13 protein-coding genes are annotated in these 17,748 nt (G+C 73.2%); 5 read left to right on the top strand and 8 right to left on the bottom strand.

What is annotated here, in order from left to right; translation table 11 throughout:
* Positions 1-163: 163 nt before the first annotated feature.
* On the top strand, positions 164-1,756 hold the full coding sequence (locus J8M51_RS05760; RefSeq protein WP_086762272.1) for a ricin-type beta-trefoil lectin domain protein: 1,593 nt from the start codon (positions 164-166) through the stop codon (positions 1,754-1,756).
* Between the two features lie 83 nt (positions 1,757-1,839).
* Here J8M51_RS05760 and J8M51_RS05755 read toward each other — a convergent pair whose 3' ends face one another.
* The 8 genes from J8M51_RS05755 to J8M51_RS05720 all read right to left on the bottom strand — a co-directional run bounded on the left by J8M51_RS05755 (position 1,840) and on the right by J8M51_RS05720 (position 11,860).
* Positions 1,840-2,799 (bottom strand): hypothetical protein, encoded by a 960-nt coding sequence (locus J8M51_RS05755; RefSeq protein ID WP_086762269.1) that lies wholly within the window; start codon positions 2,797-2,799, stop codon positions 1,840-1,842.
* Between the two features lie 11 nt (positions 2,800-2,810).
* Positions 2,811-4,298 (bottom strand): APC family permease, encoded by a 1,488-nt coding sequence (locus J8M51_RS05750; RefSeq protein WP_086762267.1) that lies wholly within the window; start codon positions 4,296-4,298, stop codon positions 2,811-2,813.
* A 258-nt stretch (positions 4,299-4,556) separates the two neighbouring features.
* Positions 4,557-7,217, bottom strand: a complete 2,661-nt coding sequence (locus J8M51_RS05745; protein ID WP_267299017.1) for a non-ribosomal peptide synthetase — start codon at positions 7,215-7,217, stop codon at positions 4,557-4,559.
* Between the two features lie 47 nt (positions 7,218-7,264).
* A complete protein-coding gene (locus J8M51_RS05740; protein WP_086754767.1) occupies positions 7,265-8,089 on the bottom strand; it encodes an SDR family oxidoreductase in 825 nt (274 codons plus the stop codon).
* A gap of 30 nt (positions 8,090-8,119) precedes the next feature.
* Positions 8,120-8,830, bottom strand: coding sequence for a thioesterase II family protein (locus J8M51_RS05735; protein ID WP_086754768.1), 711 nt, complete (start codon positions 8,828-8,830; stop codon positions 8,120-8,122).
* Positions 8,817-9,986, bottom strand: coding sequence for an LLM class F420-dependent oxidoreductase (locus J8M51_RS05730; RefSeq protein WP_086754769.1), 1,170 nt, complete (start codon positions 9,984-9,986; stop codon positions 8,817-8,819). The genes J8M51_RS05735 and J8M51_RS05730 overlap by 14 nt, the downstream gene beginning before the upstream one ends.
* 102 nt (positions 9,987-10,088) lie before the next feature.
* The gene (locus J8M51_RS05725; protein WP_086754770.1) at positions 10,089-11,000 is read right to left on the bottom strand and encodes an ABC transporter permease; all 912 of its coding nucleotides are present in this window, start codon (positions 10,998-11,000) and stop codon (positions 10,089-10,091) included.
* A complete protein-coding gene (locus J8M51_RS05720; RefSeq protein WP_236067229.1) occupies positions 10,997-11,860 on the bottom strand; it encodes an ABC transporter ATP-binding protein in 864 nt (287 codons plus the stop codon). Before J8M51_RS05720 ends, J8M51_RS05725 begins: the two co-directional genes overlap by 4 nt.
* Before the next feature lie 191 nt (positions 11,861-12,051).
* Here J8M51_RS05720 and J8M51_RS05715 point away from each other — a divergent pair, with 191 nt between their 5' ends.
* The 4 genes from J8M51_RS05715 (at position 12,052) to J8M51_RS05700 (ending at position 17,747) form a co-directional block, all read left to right on the top strand.
* Positions 12,052-13,863, top strand: coding sequence for a fatty acyl-AMP ligase (locus J8M51_RS05715; protein ID WP_267299016.1), 1,812 nt, complete (start codon positions 12,052-12,054; stop codon positions 13,861-13,863).
* The gene (locus J8M51_RS05710; protein ID WP_086754773.1) at positions 13,860-15,626 is read left to right on the top strand and encodes an acyl-CoA dehydrogenase family protein; all 1,767 of its coding nucleotides are present in this window, start codon (positions 13,860-13,862) and stop codon (positions 15,624-15,626) included. The genes J8M51_RS05715 and J8M51_RS05710 overlap by 4 nt, the downstream gene beginning before the upstream one ends.
* Positions 15,623-17,335: an acyl-CoA dehydrogenase gene (locus J8M51_RS05705; protein WP_086754774.1), complete on the top strand. Its 1,713-nt coding sequence runs from the start codon at positions 15,623-15,625 to the stop codon at positions 17,333-17,335. The genes J8M51_RS05710 and J8M51_RS05705 overlap by 4 nt, the downstream gene beginning before the upstream one ends.
* Positions 17,336-17,462: 127 nt before the next feature.
* Entirely contained in the window at positions 17,463-17,747 is a 285-nt protein-coding gene (locus J8M51_RS05700; RefSeq protein ID WP_086754775.1) for an acyl carrier protein, read from the top strand.
* Position 17,748 lies beyond the last annotated feature (1 nt).

Raw genomic sequence — 17,748 nt, 5'->3', positions numbered from 1 at the left:
AGCGGTACGCGCGGGACGGCCGGCGGCCGAAGACACTGCCCTGGCGTGAACCGTGTAACCGCCCGGGCCGTACTCCTGGTCGATCGACGGTTCGGCACAGGGAGGGGACCGAAGGCATGAAGGGTGTGCCCACGGTGCGGGCTCCGTTCGCGAAGGAGAACGTATGACGACCGGAGCGGATTTCGCCTTCGCGGACACCGAGCCGAGGGACAGGGACGAGGAACGCGCGGACGCGGTGCCTTCGGCCGAGGAACTGCTGGCGGCGCACGGCAGATCCGTCCTGGACTACGCGTCGTTGTGCACGGTGCCGCGCCGGGGCGCCGCGGAGCGGCTGGCCGGGCAGGCGTTCCGGAACGCCCACGCCGACCTGGCCCCCCATGTCGGCGCCGGTTTCCCGTGGCGGCCGAGACTGCTCACGGCCGTCCACGACGCCGCCCTGGAATGGCGTACGGACGACAGACGATCGTCCCTCCACCCGGACCTGCGGGACGGTGTGCCCGGCGACGCGCGCCCGGCGGCACCGGCCACGGGCCCCGGGAGCGGCACCGGAGGCCTGGTCCTGCGCGCCCTGCGCAACCTGCCGGACCGTGTGCAGTCGCTCCTGTGGCACACCGTGGTCGAGGCCGAGGACCTGGAAACGGTGGCGCCCCTGCTCGGCGCCGAACCCTTCCTCCTGAACCCCGGGCGCGCCCGCGCCCTGCTGCGCGACGAATGCGTACGGGTCCACCTCGATCGCGCGCCCGACGAGCGCTGCCGCCGCCTCAACCGGCTCATCGACGTCCACGCCCGCCCGGGAACCACCGAGATGATGGCGGAGGTACGCGACCACCTCGACGTCTGCGCCTACTGCCGGGCGGCGGTGGACCGGCTGGACCAGTCGCCGGACCGGCTCCCCACGTTGCTCGCCGAGGCCGTGCTGGGCTTCCGCGCCGCGGACTACCTCGCGACCCGGCCCGCCCGCCGGGCGACCGCGTCGGCCCGCGTGCGCTCGGCGTCCGCCCCGGTGACCGAGGACGAGGGGACCCCGCCGGCGGCCCCGGTCGCTCCCGCGCCACGGCGGCGCCGGTGGCCACTGCTGGTCGTCTCGGGTGTGGTGCTGTGCGGGGTGGTCGCGGCCACGCCCATGGTCCTCGGCGGCACCGACGGCGACCGCGAGGCGGCCGGTGCCTCGGTACCCGGACCGGCCGCGCCCTCGTCGGGCACCGCTCCCGGGCGGTCCGCCGTACCCCCGGCGCGGGAGGCCCCGGCCCCCGGCACGGGCGAGGCCGCGGCCACCCGTTTGCGCAATGCGCGGACCGGGCTCTGCCTCGACCTGCGCGCCGCGACGGATGCGACGGACGTGGAGGGCGTGCCCGCGGTGACGGCGGAGTGCGGGGAGTCCGCGACGCAGTTGTGGTGGCTGGAGGACGGGGGACGGCTGCGCAACCGCGCCGCCCCCGATCTGTGCCTGAACGCCGAGCCGCAGGGCACCGTCGCCCTGCGCCCGTGCGCCGATCAGCGGGGCGCGGACGGGGAGGCGTCGGATGACGGCGACACGCGGTACGACCTGGCGGACGACGGCCTCCTCACCCTCGCCGCCCTGCCCGGAGTGGCCATGACGCCCATCCGCCTCGCCGAGGGGGCGGTCATCCTCCTGGAGCCCGTACCGGAGGACAGGGTCCGCAGGTCCCAGCGCTGGCGCGCCGACGAGGGAGCGGCCGGTACCCCCTTACCGTCGGGAGCCGTCCGCGAGGCCGCCGCCTCGACTGACGGCTGACGACAAACGGCTGACGGCTGACGACTGATGGCTGACGGCCGAGATCGAGGCCCGGTGCCGCACGCCGCGCGCCCGCCGGTGCCTCAGGCCCGGAGCAGGTACTCCTTGCGCCACTTCGTGAACTGGCGTGCCGGGTCGCCGGTGTACGACCAGGGCGCGCGGGTCGCCCGCTGTCCGATGATGCTGAACAACGATCCGGCGATGTCCCTGAGACCTGCCGAACAGGCCGCGTGCGCCAGGTAGTTGAGGTCGCGGACCTCCCCGGGCGGGGGCGCGCCGTCCGGACGTCCGGTGATCCAGCGCTGCCAGGTGCGCCGTACGTCGCTGGCGGCGCCGTCGTGGCTCCAGTGCTGGCCGACGCCGACCCCGGCCGGCCGCGACCCGCCCTCCTCCTGGAGGGTGCGGTACTCCTCGACCCGGGCGTACTGCACCAGCACGGGCAGCGGGGACCCGGCGGGGGCGACACCGGCCGCGTCCCGGGCGAAGTCGTACATGAGGCCGTGCGAGCCGTGCCAGCGCGACGAGTAGTAGTGGAGCACCTGTAGGTGGCCCTCCACACTGAACGGGTCGCGGTCGTACAACTCGTCCCACCAGCGGGCCAGTTCCTGGCGGCGCACGCCGCCGCTGTACAGCCGGGCCACGGAGATCAGGGAGATCCAGGGCGTCGGATCGTCGGGGTACGCCTCGGCGGCCTCGAAGCAGGCCACCGCGGCGCTGTCGACGCGGCGCGGGTCGATGGGCACGCCCCGGCCGGCGGCGATGGCGAGGTTGAAGGCCCGCGCGGTCTCGGTGGCGGCCCGCAGCAGCAGGGCGTCGGCGCTGCGGGGCTCGGCGGCGAGCCAGGACTCCATGGTCGAACCGCCCGCGCACGCCTGCGCGAGCATCCGCACCCGGTGGCCGCGGGCGACCCACTCCGGGCCGGTCGCGCGCAGCAGGGCGCGGGGGCCCTGCCAGCGGCCGATCACGATGTCCTGGCGGGCCGAGGTCAGGGGTCCGTCGCCGCAGTCGGGGTCGAAATCGGGTGTGAAGCGTTCGCGCGCCATCGGGGTCCCTCTCAGAAGTCGGTCGGGAGACCCTCATGGGCGTGGGACCGTTCGGCCGCCGCCGCGGCGGCCGCGGCGTCGCCTGCCGCGGCGTCCGTCTCCACGGCCTCGGCGGCGTCGAGCCGGGCGGGCCGGTAGTACTCGCTGCCCTTGCGCCAGTACCAGAGCATCGGGATCACACCGACCCCGAGGCCGCCGAGCCCGATCGCGACGGACGCGCTGCTCAGCTCGCCCAGGGACTCGACGAGCACCCAGAACATGAACAGCGAGCCCAGCAGCGGCCACAGTCCGCCGAAGACGAAGTTCGACACGGACTTCAGCAGCATCCTGCGGTAGGCGACGACCACCGCGAGCCCGGCCAGACCGTAGTAGACGGCGATCTGCAGGCCGATCGCGGAGATGGCGTCCGCGAGGATCTCACCGACCGAGCCGAGGGCGTTGGAGGCCACGAACATCACCAGTGCCACACCGCCCACCACGGCGATGGCGACGTAGGGGGTGTTCCAGGTGCGGTGGACGCGGCCGAGCGCCTCGGGCATCGTGCGGTCGCGGCCCATCGCGAACAGCGAGCGGGTGACCTGGATCAGGGTGGTCTCCAGGGTGGCGATGGTGGACAGCATCACGGCGACGATCAGCAGCTTGCCGCCCAGGCCGGGCCAGATCACCTCGCCCAGTACGGCCAGCACGTTCGCGTCGTTCTGCTCGATCTGGGTGTCGGTCAGGATGACGTTGACCGCGATGGTGAAGACCTCGAACAGCAGGAAGACGATGCCGACCCCGATCAGACCGGCCAGGCCGGTGGTGCGGCGGCTGTCACGGGTCTCCTCGCTGAGGTTGCTCGTGACGTCCCAGCCCCAGTAGTAGAACGCGGCGATCAGCGCGCCCGACGCGAAGCCGCTCATCCCGTCGAAGTGGCTGAAGCCCAGCCAGGACCACTCGAAGGACCGGGCGTTGCCGCTGTGCGTGAGCGCGAGGAACGCGAACAGGCCCAGGATGAGCAGTTCCGCGCCCGACATGATCAGCTGGGCCCGGACCGTGAGTCGGGCGCCGCCGAGGACGACGAGCAGCATGACCACGAACCAGAAGGCGCCGACCGCCGTCGCCAGCGCGGTGTTGTCGGCGAGGTCGGCGTCGAACAGGGACAGCGTCATCGCACCGGCCGGCAGCGAACCGGCCACCATGAAGATGGTCGCGGAGATCACCAGGGCCCAGCCGCTGATGAAGCCTAGGAAGGGGTGGAGGGTGCGGCCCACCCAGGAGTAGGTGGCGCCCGCGTTGACGTCGATCCGGCTGAGATAGCTGAAGGCCAGGGCGATGCCCAGCATCGGTATCGCGCAGTACAGCAGCGCCGCGGGGCTGGCGAGGCCCACCGCACCTACGAGGACGGCGGTGGTCGCCGCGATCGAGTAGGCGGGCGCGCTGCCGGCCACCGCCATGACCACCGTGTCGAACGTGCCGAGGACATTGGCCTGCAGCCCTCTGCCCCTGTTGTTGCTCATCGATGCGCTGCCTTCATGAGGGCACGACGGACGGACGCCACGGGTCGCCGGCGTGGAGAGGTCGGAGATGACGCGCTCCGGGCCCGGAGGGGGGAGGGCGGGCCTGGGGTGGGGGACACGGAGTGCGTCGGGTACCGGCGATCGGCGACCGAATGATCACACCGTGTGTGCGAGTGATGATATCCACGTTGTTTGAGGGTTCAAGGTTGACTGGTGGGTAATGTGCCGAGTTGGCGAAGATTTCAACCTCGGGTGTGCTCAGGTGTTCGAGGCGGCGAGGTTCTCGGCGGTCTCCCGGACGGTCGGGTGGCGGTACAACTCCCGCAGACGCAGCGTCGGCAGGCCCTGGGCGCGCAGCGCAGCGCCGATACGGACGGCGAGGAGGGAGTTGCCGCCGAGCTCGAAGAAGTCGTCGTCCGGGCCGACGGGCAGGCCCAGCACCTCGCTCCAGATCTCCGTGAGGCGTTCGGCGAGATCGCCGTCCGCGGCGGGTGCGGCGGCTTCGCCGGTGTGCGTCCGGCTTCCGACGGACACCGGTGCCGGGAGCCGTGCCGTGTCGAGCTTTCCGTTGTGCGTCAGGGGCAGCGACTCCAGCGGGGTCACCGTGGCGGGGAGCATGTGCGCGGGCAGGATGCCCGCCGCCCGGGTGCGGACCGTGGACGGGGTGCCGCCGGTGAGGACCACGTACGCGTCGATACGGGCGGTTGCGGCGTCGGCCGGGTCGTCGTGGTGGACGGCGACGGCCGCCGACCGGACATCGGGGTCCTCCAGCAGGACCGCGCGGATCTCGTCCAGTTCGATGCGGAAGCCACGGATCTTGACCTGGCTGTCGATCCGCCCCAGATGTTCGAGGCACCCGTCGGGGCGCAGCCGGCCCAGGTCACCGCTGCGGTACATGGTGCCGCCGGTGAACGGGTCCGGGACGAAGCGGCGGGCCGTCAGTTCCTCCTGGCCGAGATAGCCGAGGGCGACCCCGGCGCCGCCGACGCAGATCTCCCCGGCCACGCCCGGCGGCCGCAGCCGTCCCGCCTCGTCGGTCACGTACAGGTGCCAGCCGGGCAGCGCCGGCCCGACGGAGCGGCTGGCGGTGAGCGCCAGGTGCCGGGTCAGCGTCTGGTGGGTGACATGGACCGTGGTCTCGGTGATGCCGAACATGTTCACCACCCGGCAGACGGGCTCGGGGTGCCGGTCGAACCAGGGCAGCAGCATGCGCGTGTCGAGCGGTTCACCGCCGAACACGACCAGCCGGACCCCGACCCGGGTGTGGTCCACGTCCAGCAACTGGGCGAACGCCGACGGGGTCTGGCTGAGCACGGTGACCCGCTCGGACACCAGCAGGTCCCGGAAGCGGTCGGGCTCGCGGGAGACGAAGTACGGGACGACGACCAGCCGTCCGCCGGTCAGCAGACAGCCCCAGATCTCCCACACGGAGAAGTCGAAGGCGCCGGAGTGGAACCAGGTCCACACGTCCTCGGCCCCCAACCCGTACTCGTCGCGGGTCGCGTCGATCAGGGCGACGACATTGCGGTGCGGCACCTCGACGCCCTTGGGGCGGCCGGTGGAGCCGGAGGTGTAGATGACGTACGCGGCGGCGTCGGGGCCGACCGGGGGCAGCGCTGTCGCGGCCCCCGACTCCGGCGCCGCGTCGAGGAGTTCGTCCGGTGTGACCGGCGCACAGCCCGGCACGTCCGGGAACCCCGACAGCCGGGTGAGCACCGCGCCCGCGCCCGCGTCCCGCACGGTGTGGGCGATACGGTCCGCCGGGTACGCGGGATCGACGGGTACATACGCCGCGCCGGCTTTCAGCACGGCCAGCAGCGCGACGACGAGTTCGGCGGTGCGTTCCAGGCACACGCCCACCCGGTCCCCGGCGGCGACGCCGCGGGCGCGCAGACCGTGGGCCAGGAGGGTGGCGCGGTCGTCCAGTTCGCGATAGGTCAGACCGGCGGCGCCGTCCGTCACGGCGACCCGGTCCGGTGTCGCGTCCGCGATCCGCGCGAACGCCTCGGGTACGCCGGTCGGGGTGCTGACCAGGGGGTGGAGCGGCCGGCCGAGCGCCGCGACCCGGGCGCGTTCGGCGTCGTCCAGCGGATCGACGTCGTCGACCGGGGTCGTGGGCCCGCTCAGGACGAGCTGGTGCACGCGTACGAGATGCCGGGCGAACTGCACGGCCATCTCGGACGAGACGTGCGTGGAGGCATGGTCGCAGCGCAGCCGCCAGCCGTCGGCGTCCCTGAAGACCGACAGGGTGAGCGGGAACGGCGGCGCCAGACAGGGCACATACGCGCCGGGCACCTCCGTCCCGTCGAAGAGCAGACCGGCGAACGCGGGGCCGTCCGTGGGGGAGGGCTTCAGCTCACCTAGGGTCGGCGCCTCCTCGACGGTGAGGAAACCGTGGTCCGTTCCGATGACCGGGGCGCTCTCGGGGTCGTAGTGCCGCAGGGTGACGGCGAGGGCGGCGAGCCAGGACGCCTCGTCGCCGCCCTCGGCGAGGGAGAACAGGTGGGGCACGGTGGGGCCGTCGTCGGCCAGCCCCCATGCCGGCACCGGCCCGGGCCCTGGCGCGGTCATGGTCATGGGCACGGGTACGGTCGCGGGTGCGCCGGAGCCCGCCGGGGCGGTCGCCGGGGCGACGGGTTCGCCGGCCGCCAGCCGTCCCAGGGCCGTACGGTCCCACCGGTCGCGCGGGGCCACGACGATCAGGTCGTGGGGGCCGTCGGCGTAGCGCAGCAGGACCGAGCGCGGTGTCTCGGCCGGGCGGCCGAGTTCGGCGCGGCGGCGGCGCTCGGCGAGCGGGTGGGCCGCCGGTACGGGCACGTCCTCGATCCACAGCCCCGGAAGGTCCGCGGCGGCCGGGGCACGGTCCGAGCGGACGCGCACCGCGTGGCAACGGGCGGCGGGGTGGAGGGAGCCTGACACGGGGGGTACTCCTTGTCGTTCGGGGTGGGTGGGCGGCGTGCTCGGGCTCAGCGGGCGCTGAACCCGCCGTCCACGGTCAGGACCGAGCCGGTGATCTGCCGGGACTCGTCCGAGGCGAGGAAGACCACCGCGTTCGCGACGTCCTCGGGCTCGATCAGCGCGTTCATCGGCTGCGCCTCGACGAAGGTCTTCTCGTGCTCGTCCACCGGGACGTCGAGCGCCCGGGCGATCTCGGTGAGCATCCGGCCCTCGGCCCGCGCGTCGTCGCGTACCGAGCCGGGGCAGACCGCGTTCACCCGTACCTTCGTCGGCGCGTAGTCGAGGGCGGCGGCCTTGGTCAGGCCGACGACGGCGTGCTTGGCGGCCACGTACCCGGCGAAGTGCCGGTAGCCGACGAGCCCGGCGGTGGAGGCGACGTTGACGATGCTGCCGGACCGCCGGGCGCTCATCGCCTTGCCGACCTCGCGGATCACCCGCCACGCCCCGGAGAGGTCCACGTCGATCATCAGCGACCATTCCTCCTCGCCGATCTCGTGCACCGGTTTGCCCGAGGGCGCGGCGATGCCCGCGTTGTTGACGGCGACGTCGATCCGGCCGAACCGGTCCTCGGCCCGGTTCACCGCCTCCCGTACGGCCCGCAGGTCACGGATGTCGGCCACTGTGGTGAGGACGGCCGCGCCCGCCTCCCGGCACAGCGCGGCCGTGTGCTCCAACTGCCCCGGTGTGCCCAGCGGATAGGGCACCCCCGGCAGGTCGGCGCAGAGGTCCAGCAGAGTGAGGTCGGCGCCCTCGGCGGCACAGGCGAGCGCGGTGGCCCTGCCCAGTCCGCGGGCGGCGCCGGTGACGAGGACGGACTTGCCGTGCAGACGCATCGGGAACTCCTTGGTGGTCGAGTGGGAGATCTACAGCACGGTCGAGACGATCAGCCGCACCAGCGCGGGCGCGGCGTCGGTGAGATACATGTGGCCGCCGGGGATCTCGACGTACTCGAAGTCGCGGCCGGCGACCTTGCTCCAGGACTCGGCGTCGTCGTAGCCGACGAGGTCGTCGTCCTCGCCCCGGACGACCGTGAGCGGCGCGTCCAGCGGGAGACCGGTGGAGGGCGTGTACCGCTCGTGCATCTCCACGTCCGCGCGCAGCGCGGGCAGGATCATCTCGCGCATCTCCGGGTCGTCCAGCGCGGGATGGTGGTACCCGGCGAACTCACCGACCCGCGCGAGGAAGTCCTCGTCGGACAGACCGGTGGCCCGCCGCTCGCGTCCCCGGGCCGGTTCCGGCGACCCGCTGACGAACAGATGGGCCAGCTCGACGCCGGGCTCGGGGACCAGACGGTGCGCCAGCTCGTAGGCGAGCACCGCGCCGAGGCTGTGCCCGAACAGGGCCACCCTGCCGCCTTCTTCACCGAGCCGCTCGCGCAGCTGGGTCAGCAGACCGTCGACGGCCTGCTGTGCCTCCCGGTACGGCTCCTCGTCGATCAGCCGCTCACGGCCCGGCAGTTGCAGCGGCACGATCTCCAACGCGTCCCCGGCCAGGGCCGCCCAGGGCCGGTAGAACGAGGCGCCCGCCCCGGCGTACGGCAGGCAGATCAGCTTGGTCGTGTCATGCGTGGTCATGGGTGCGGGGCTCTCCTTGTGAGTGGGGTGCTTCATGTGCGCCCGGTGGGAGGGGTGGGCGGGTGATCGCAGGGCGCGGGCCGGACGCGAGGAGCCCGGCGAGTTCCGCCGCCTCGACGGCGACGCGCAGCGCGTCGGCCGCGCGGTCCGGGCCGGGCAGACCGGGGCCGACCGGCATCAGGTTGAGCGTGGTGGCGCCGGCCTCGGCGAACGCCGTCATCCGTTCGGCGATCCGCTCCCGGGGCCCGAGCAGCGAGGTGGCGTCGAGGAACGCGAGCGGTACGGCGGCCATGGCGCCGGGGTAGTCACCGGCCAGGAACCGTTCCTGGACGGCCCGGGCCTCGGTACCGAAGCCCATGCGCTCGGCGAGGAGCGTGTAGTGGTTGTCCTCCCTGCCGCCCATGCCGCCGAGGTAGAGCGCGGCGTACCCGCGCACCCGGCGGGCACAGGTCCGCCAGTCGGGGCCGGTGACCAGCGGCACCCCGGGGGCGATGTCGAAGCCGTCGAGGGTGCGCCCCGCCTTCGCGAGGCCGGCCCTGAGGGGGCGCAGCTGCCGGTCGGCGTGGTCGGGGGAGAAGAACACCGGGAGCCAGCCGTCTGCGATCTCCCCGGTGAGCTCCAGGTTCTTCGGGCCCAGGGCGGCCAGATAGACCGGTATCCGCTCGCGGGGCGGCCGGATGGTCAGGGCGAGCGCCTTGCCGGGGCCGTCCGGCAGCGGGAGCGTGAAGTGGCGGCCCTCGTACGCCAGCGGCTCCCGGCGCAGCCCGCGGCGCACGAGGTCGACGTACTCGCGGGTGCGGCCCAGCGGTGCGGCGAACCTGACGCCGTGCCAGCCCTCCGAGACCTGCGGGCCGGACACCCCGAGGCCGAGCCTGAACCGTCCGCCGGAGAGGGTGTCGAGGGTGGCGGCGGTCATCGCCGTCATCGCGGGCGAGCGGGCGGGGATCTGCAGGACCGCGCTGCCGACGTCGATCCGGGAGGTACGGGCGGCGATCCAGGACAGGACGGTGACGGCGTCGGAACCGTAGGCCTCCGAGACCCACACGGCCGAGTAGCCGAGCTCCTCGGCGAGGGAGGCGAGCGAGAGGTTGGACGCGTCGTTGCCGCCGACCCAGTAGCCGAGATTGAGGCCGAGACGCAGGGTGGGCACGGGCATTGGGGGGGCTCCTGTGGGGGCGTACGGTCCGCGCGGTCGCGGTGGGCGGGTGCGGCGGCCTCGACGGCGGACGGCGGACGGCGGTCACGGTGGCGGGCGCGGTCAGCGGCTCGTGCGGGTGCGGTAGCGCCAGGTCGACAGGGTGATGAAGACGGCGACCAGCAGCACCGAGCAGCCCGCGGTGTAGAGCACCGGGTGCTGGGCGGGCCAGTCGTGCGGGACGCGGAAGCCCGGCGGGGGAGTGTTCCCGAAGAGCCGGCGCAGCGCGTTGGCGAGCGAGGTGATCGGGTTCCAGGCGGCCACCGTGGGCAGCGGGCCCGGCAGCGTCGAGCCGGAGACGAACCCGGAGGAGATGAACGTCGCCGGGAACAGCCAGATCAGCCCGAGACTGCCCGCCACCTGGACGTTCGGCGCGACGAGGGCGACGAACACGCCGATCCACGACATCGCGAAGGAGAACAGCAGCACCAGCAGGGCCCCGGCCGCGATCCCGACGGGCCCGGTGTGCGCCCGCCAGCCCATCAGCAGACCGCAGACGGTGGTGACGGCGACGCTCGCCAGGCAGGTGACGAGATCGGCGGTGGTGCGGCCCAGCAGCAGGGCCACCCGGGAGATCGGCAGGGTACGGAAGCGGTCGACCATCCCCTGCTCCAGGTCCCTGGAGAGCCCGACCGTGGTGAAGGTGGTGGTGAAGGCCACCGTCTGGGCGATCAGCCCGCCCATCATGTAGGACCGGTAGGCGTGGCCGCCCAGGCTGTTGCCGAACACGTACCCGATGAGCAGGGCGTACACGACCGGCTCGACGAGGCAGGTGATCAGCAGGCCCGGGGTGCGCCGCAGATGCAGCAGATTGCGCAGGGCGAGATCCGCGCTCTCCGCGACCACCCGGAGCACCGGGTTGCGGCGGGCGGCGGTCGGGCGGAGCGCGGGGCCGGTGCCGGTCGGTCGCGGGCCGTGGCCGCCCAGGTCGTACGGGCGTGCGGCGGCGGCCGGGGCGCGTGGGGGAGCGCTCATCGGGTGACCTCCCGATCGGTGTGGCGGGCGTGGCCGGTCAGGCCGAGGAAGACGTCGTCGAGGGTGGAGCGGCTGAGGCCGATCTCCAGTACGTCGACGTCCTCGCCCTCCAGCGCGGCGAGGGCGCGGGCGAGCGCGGTGCGGCCGTCGCTCGTCACCGCCTCCACGCGCCGGGCGCGGCGGTCCACCGTGGGGACCGCGCCGGTCGCCCGGGCGGCGGCGCGGGCGGCGGCGTCGAGCTGGCCGTCCGTGGCGACGCAGACGACGAGCCGGTTCCCGGTGGCGGCCTTGAGTTCGTCGCTGGTGCCCTCGGCCACCACCCGGCCCCGGTCGATGACGGTGATCCGGTCGGCGAGGCGGTCCGCCTCCTCCAGGTACTGGGTGGTCAGCAGGATCGTGGTGCCGCCGGCGACGAGTTCGGTGACCGCCTCCCAGGTGTCCAGCCTGCTCTCGGGGTCGAGTCCGGTGGTGGGCTCGTCCAGGACGACCAGGGGCGGGGAACCGACCAGGGCGGCGGCCAGATCGAGCCGCCGGCGCATCCCGCCGGAGTAGCCGCCGGCCGGGCGTCCCGCCACGTCGGTGAGCCGGAACCGGGACAGCAGATCGTCGGCGACCGCGCGGGCCGTACGGCGGCCCGCACCACGCAGTCTCGCCAGGAGACAGAGATTCTCGAATCCGGTCAGCAGTCCGTCGACGGTCGAATACTGACCGGCCATTCCGATGGTCGAACGGACTTTCTCCGGCTCCTTCGACGCGTTCCAGCCATTCACGAACACATGTCCGTGATCCGGTCGGAGAAGGGTCGTAAGAATCTTCACCAGAGTGGTCTTGCCGGCTCCGTTCGGCCCCAGGAGGCCCATGACCTCACCGGTTCTCACCTCCAGATCGACTCCGCGTAACGCAAAATTCGCCCGATATTTCTTGTGGAGGTCGTCGATGACGACGGCCGACCCGCTCGACACATGCACGGAACCGTTTCTACGCCTGACGACGAGTCAAGTCGATCATGGAAGTGTCAAGTTTTCTTGCCCGTTCGATGGACTTGCTTTGGATGTGCTTGAACGTTTCAGTGCAAGTTCGAGAACCAAGATCACGTACTGTTCCTGTCGTGCGAGAATTACTCACGGAGCTGATGGAACAGGCAGCGCGTAATCCGCGGCAGCCCGCAGTGACCTACGTTTCCGATTTCAGCGAGATCGGCGGAACGATACGCGATCGCGCAGAACTCGATCTGCATTCCCGGCGTATCGCGTCCTGGCTCCGGAAGAGATTCTCCCCGGGGGACCGGGCACTTCTCCTCTACTCCCCGGGGATCGAATTCACCACCGCCTTCTCCGCCTGTGTGTACGCCGGGGTCATCGCGGTGCCGGCCCCGCTGCCCGGCCGCTACCGGCATGAGCGCCGCCGCCTCGCCGCCATCGCCCGGGACGCCGGTGTCCGCGTCGTCCTGACCCAGAGCGGTGACCTGCCGGACGTCGAGAAGTGGATCGCCGAGGAAGGCATCGTCGGCGCGGTCTGCCACACCACCGACACCGGCGAGGGCGACCCGGACACCTGGACCGCTCCCGAGGTGTCGCCCGACACCCTGGCGCTGCTCCAGTACACCTCCGGATCGACCGGCGACCCCAAGGGCGTCATGGTCACCCACGGCAATCTGGTCGCCAACGTCGAGCGCATGGTGGACGCCTTCCGCAACGACGGCGACACGGTGTACGGCGGCTGGATACCCCTGTACCACGACATGGGGCTCATCGGTCTGATGCTGCCCGGCCTCCTCTCCGGCGCCGGCTATGTGCAGATGGACCCGATGTCCTTCCTGCGCCGCCCCTACCACTGGCTGTGGATGCTGGACGCCCACGGTGTCGGATTCACCGCCGCCCCCGACTTCGGCTACGAGATGTGCGTCCGCCGCGTCACCGACGAGCAGCTCGCCGCACTCGACCTGTCCCGGGTCAAGTTCGCCGACGGCTCCGAACCGGTCCGCGCCGACGTCGTCACCGCCTTCACGGAACGGTTCGCTGCCGTGGGACTGCGCTCCGACGCGCTCATCCCGGTGTACGGCCTCGCCGAGGCGACCCTGATGGCGTCGGGCACCACCGGGCGGCCACCGCTCAGGACCACGGTCGACGCCACGGCACTGGAGAACCGGGTCCTCCGGCCGGCCACCGGCACGGAACCCTCCCGGGTGCTCGTCGGCTGCGGGGCGCCGACCGGTTCCGACGTCCTGATCGTCGACCCGGCCACCGGCGAGGCCCTGCCCGAGGGCCGCATCGGCGAGATCTGGCTCGACGGCCCCTGTGTCGCCGCGGGCTACTGGGAGAACGAGCGGGTCACCGACGCCACGTTCCGGGCCAGCACCGGCGACGGGCACGGACCGTACCTGCGCACCGGCGACCTCGGAGCCCTGCTCGACGGCGACCTCTACATCACCGGCCGCAGCAAGGACGTCCTGGTCCTGCACGGACGCAACCTCCACCCCTCCGACATCGAGTACGAACTCCGCGCCCAGCACGAGGAGTTGGAGGGCCTGCACGGCGCCGTCCTCATGGTCGGCGACGACGACCGGACGGACATCGCCCCGTCGGTCGTCGCCGTCCACGAGATCCGCGCCCACTGGGGCGCGGAGCGCCTCGGACAGATCGCCGTCGCCATGAAGCAGACCGTGGCCCGCGAGTTCGGCGTCCCCGTGGCGGCGGTCGCCCTGGTCAGGCCCGGCGGTGTCCGGCGCACCACGAGCGGCAAGGTGCAGCGCGCGGCCATGCGCGCGCTCTACCTCGCCGGGGAACTGGACACCCTCCACCTCGGCGAGGACCCGCTGCTCACCGCCGCCCTGGCCGAACGCCGGCGGGTGACCGGGCGATGACCACCACGGCCGACCTGGAGACCCTGCTCACCGCCCACGAGGACGACCTCTTCGCACCCGACGCGCTCGCCGGGCTCGACGACCGGGAGGAGTTCCCCGCCGACGCCGTCCGCGTCCTCGACGACGCCGGGCTGCCCGCCCACTACGTGCTGCCCCCGGACGGCGACCTGGACGAGACGGTACGGCTGCTGCGCGCGGTCGCCCGCCGCGATCTGACCGTGGCCATCGCCCACGGCAAGACGTTCCTCGGGGCGGCGCCGGTCTGGGTGGCCGGCACTCCGGACCAGGCCGCCCGGCTCGCCGCGCGCGTACGCGCCGGCGAACCGGTCTGCTGGGGCCTGACCGAGCGCGGCCACGGAGCCGACCTGCTGGCGGGCGAGTTCGCGGCGGAGGCGGAAGGCGGCATCGGCCCGGACGTCGACGACGGCAGTGGCAGTGGCAGTAGCGGTGGCAGTGACACTGACAACGGCGTCGCCTGGCGGCTCACCGGCGAGAAGTGGCTCATCAACAACGCCACCCGTTCCACCCTCGCCTGCGTCCTCGCCCGCACCGACCCGGCGGGCGGCGCCCGCGGCTTCAGCCTCTTCCTCGTCGACAAGCGCCGGCTGCCCGAAGGAGCCTGGCGGAACCTGCCGAAGGTCCGCACCCACGGCATCCGGGGCGCCGACATCAGCGGCTTCGCCCTGGAGGGCGCACCCGTCCCCGCCGACGCGCTGGTCGGGCAGGAGGGCGACGGCATCCCCGTGGTCCTCAAGACCCTCCAGCTCACCCGCATCACCTGCGCCGCGCTCTCCCTCGGCGCCGCCGACCACGCCCTGCGCCTGGCCCGGGACTTCGCGACCGGACGCGAACTGTACGGCCGCCGCCTCGCCGACGTCCCGCACGTACGCCGCATCCTCGGCCGGGCAGCCGCCGCCGCGCTGACGGCGGAGGCGGTGAGCGTGCTCTCCGCCCGCTCGGCGCACACCCTGCCCGGGGAACTGAGCGCGATCTCCGCGATCACCAAGGCCTATGTCCCGACGCTCACCCAGGACACCCTGGGCGCGCTCGGCGAACTGCTGGGCGTACGCGGCTTCCTCACCTCACCGCCCGGCGGCGGCTTCGCCAAGCTGGAGCGCGACCACCGCATCTGCGCGATCTTCGACGGCAGCACCGCCGTCAACCGCGCGGCCCTCCTCAACCAACTGCCGCGCCTGACCCGCCAGTTGAGCCGCCGTCGCACCGACGGCGAGGGCCTGCGGGCCGCCGCCGACCTCACCGCACCACTGCCCCCGTTCGCCCCCGACCGGCTGACGCTGCTCTCCGTGACGGGCTGCAGCGCCGTACAGGCCCTGCCGGATCTGGTGGCGCGGGTACGGCGGCAGGGCCCTCCGGGGACGGGTCCGCTCCTCGACCGGCTGCTCGCCGAACTGGCCCGCCTGGAAGCGGAGTCGGCGGAGTTCGTCCCCGTGGCGGGCGGTCTGCCCAGTACGGCGTTCCGCCTCGCCGAGGCCTACGAACGCGCCTACGCCGCAGCCGCCTGTCTGCTGCTGTGGCTGGAGAACCCGCCCCTGCGCACGGGACGGCTCGGCGGGGACGGCCTGTGGCTGCGCGCCTGTCTCACCGGGCTGCTCGGCGCCGACGACAGCGAGGGCGACGACGTGGGAAGCGAGGGCGACCACGCGGGGGACCGCTCGGACGGCAGCGAGGTCTTCGACGCCCTCGCCGAGGTCGTACTCCGCACGTCCGCAACGGAGTTCACCCTGCTGGGAGGTGCCGCATGACCACCGCCACCGGGCTCGCCCCCAAGCGCGCCGACGAGCTGGAGCATCTGCTCGGCCGGCTCGCCGATCCCGCCAACCCCACCGGCGCGGCGGCGATCCTCGCCGCCGACGAACGCGCCGAGACGCTGACGGCCGGGGAGTCGCTGCTGCACGGGTACGGACTGAACGCCGAGTTCGTGCCGCCCGAGCTGGGCGGCCGGCTGGAGCGGGCCGACCACCTGGCCGAGGTGATGCGCGCCCTGTACCGCCGCGACCCCGCGCTCGGCCTCGGCTACGGCGCCAGCTCGCTCATCGCCGGAGTCACCCTGTGGACCGCGGGCGACGCACGGCAGACCGAACAGGCGGCCCGGCTCCTCCTGGACGGCCGGCGCATCGCCATCGCCTTCCACGAACTGGCGCACGGCAACGACATGGCGGGCACGGAGTTCACCGCCACGGCGGCGGACGACGGCTCCCTGCGGCTCAGCGGACGCAAGGAGGTCGTCACCAACATCCGGCGCGCCGACGCCATGGTCGTGCTCGCCCGCACCGACCCCCGGCCCGGCCCGCGCAGCCACTCCCTGGTCCTCGTCGACCGGGCGAGCGCCGACCCCGCGCGTCTGACCGATCTGCCGCGCTTCGGCACCGTGGGGATGCGGGGGGTCCAGCTCGGCGGTCTGGCCTTCGACGAACTCCCGGTCCCCGCCTCCGCGATCCTCGGACCGGTCGGCTCCGGCCTGGAGACCGCCCTGAAGGCCCTCCAGATCACCCGTACCGTCCTGCCCGCGATGGCCGGCGGCATCGTGGACACCGGACTGCGCATCGCCCTGGACCATCTGACGACACGCCGGCTGTACGGCGGGACCGCGACGGACCTCCCGCACGTCCGCTCGGTGCTGGCCGGTGCCTTCGCCGACCTGCTGCGCGCCGAGGCGCTCGGCGCGGTCGGCGCCCGCGCGCTGCACCTGGCACCCGGCGCGGCGAGCGTCTACGCCTCGGCGGTCAAGTTCGAGGTGTCCCGGCTGCTCCTTGACGCCATGGACCGGCTCGCGGAACTCCTCGGCGCCCACTTCTACCTCCGCGAAGGGCCCACCGCCCTCTTCCAGAAGCTGCTGCGCGACCTCGCCCCGGTCGGCTTCGGGCACATCGCGCGCGCCGCCTGCCAGATGAGCCTGCTGCCCCAGCTCCCGCTGCTGGCCCGCCGCACCTGGGCCCGCCCCGGCACCGAACCGCCGGGCGACCTGTTCGCGCTCGCCGAGCCGCTGCCGCCCCTGCGCTACGACCGGCTGGCCCTGCACGCCGCCGGCCGCGACCCCGTCGCAGGATCCCTGCACGCCCTGGCCGACGCGCCCTGGGCACCCGGACACGCGGACCTGCGTACGGCGGTGTGCCGTGACCGGACCGAACTGGCCGAACTGGCCGCCATGTGCGCGCCGTTGTCGCCGGTGGACCTCGGTGTCGACGCCCGGCCCGCCCACTACGACCTCGTCACCCGGTACGTACGCCTCCTCTCCCGGACCGTCTGCGTCCAGGTCTGGCGGCACGCCGACCCCGGCGACTTCCTCGCCGACCCCGCCTGGCTCCGCGCGGCCCTGCACCGGTCGGTGCCCGGCCCGCACCCGCCCGGCCCCCTGCCCGCCCCGATCGAGGACGCGCTCGTCGCCGAACTCCTGGACCGCCTGGCCACCGGCCGCTCCTTCGGCCTCACCGGCAGACACCTCGCGGTCTGACCGCCGCCACCACCTCACAGCCGTACGGCCTCCACCGTCCGCCCGCCCCCGTCCGCACGGGCGCGCGTCGCGCCGTCGTGCGCTGCGGCTCCCGACAGTCCCCTCCGTTCGAGAAAGAGACCCCCTCATGACCGCTGGCAACCGAGACGTGCACACCTGGCTGACCGCGCGGGTGGCGACCTACCTGCGGCGGGCGCCGCAGGACATCGACACGTCCGTGCCGCTGGCCGACTACGGCCTGGACTCGCTGACGGCGCTGGCCATCACCGCCGACATCGAGGACGAGTTCGAGGTGACCGTCGACGACGCGCTGACCTGGGACCACCCCACGGTCGACGCGCTGAGCGCGGCCCTGTCCGAGCTGGTCGGCGGCGAGTCCGAGGCGGCGGCGACGAACGGGAAGCAGGTCTGAC

Source organism: Streptomyces griseiscabiei (assembly GCF_020010925.1).
Classification (GTDB): Bacteria; Actinomycetota; Actinomycetes; order Streptomycetales; family Streptomycetaceae; genus Streptomyces; species Streptomyces griseiscabiei.
The sequence above is the reverse complement of the archived record's forward strand: the minus strand, read 5'-3'. Positions and strand labels throughout refer to the sequence as shown.

Coding starts and splice junctions, on each gene's coding strand:
- J8M51_RS05760 (WP_086762272.1), top strand. CDS start 164: ATGACGACCGGAGCGGATTTCGCCTTCGCGGACACCGAGCCGAGGGAC.
- J8M51_RS05755 (WP_086762269.1), bottom strand. CDS start 2,799: ATGGCGCGCGAACGCTTCACACCCGATTTCGACCCCGACTGCGGCGAC.
- J8M51_RS05750 (WP_086762267.1), bottom strand. CDS start 4,298: ATGAGCAACAACAGGGGCAGAGGGCTGCAGGCCAATGTCCTCGGCACG.
- J8M51_RS05740 (WP_086754767.1), bottom strand. CDS start 8,089: ATGCGTCTGCACGGCAAGTCCGTCCTCGTCACCGGCGCCGCCCGCGGA.
- J8M51_RS05735 (WP_086754768.1), bottom strand. CDS start 8,830: ATGACCACGCATGACACGACCAAGCTGATCTGCCTGCCGTACGCCGGG.
- J8M51_RS05730 (WP_086754769.1), bottom strand. CDS start 9,986: ATGCCCGTGCCCACCCTGCGTCTCGGCCTCAATCTCGGCTACTGGGTC.
- J8M51_RS05725 (WP_086754770.1), bottom strand. CDS start 11,000: ATGAGCGCTCCCCCACGCGCCCCGGCCGCCGCCGCACGCCCGTACGAC.
- J8M51_RS05720 (WP_236067229.1), bottom strand. CDS start 11,860: ATGGGCCTCCTGGGGCCGAACGGAGCCGGCAAGACCACTCTGGTGAAG.
- J8M51_RS05715 (WP_267299016.1), top strand. CDS start 12,052: ATGTGCTTGAACGTTTCAGTGCAAGTTCGAGAACCAAGATCACGTACT.
- J8M51_RS05710 (WP_086754773.1), top strand. CDS start 13,860: ATGACCACCACGGCCGACCTGGAGACCCTGCTCACCGCCCACGAGGAC.
- J8M51_RS05705 (WP_086754774.1), top strand. CDS start 15,623: ATGACCACCGCCACCGGGCTCGCCCCCAAGCGCGCCGACGAGCTGGAG.
- J8M51_RS05700 (WP_086754775.1), top strand. CDS start 17,463: ATGACCGCTGGCAACCGAGACGTGCACACCTGGCTGACCGCGCGGGTG.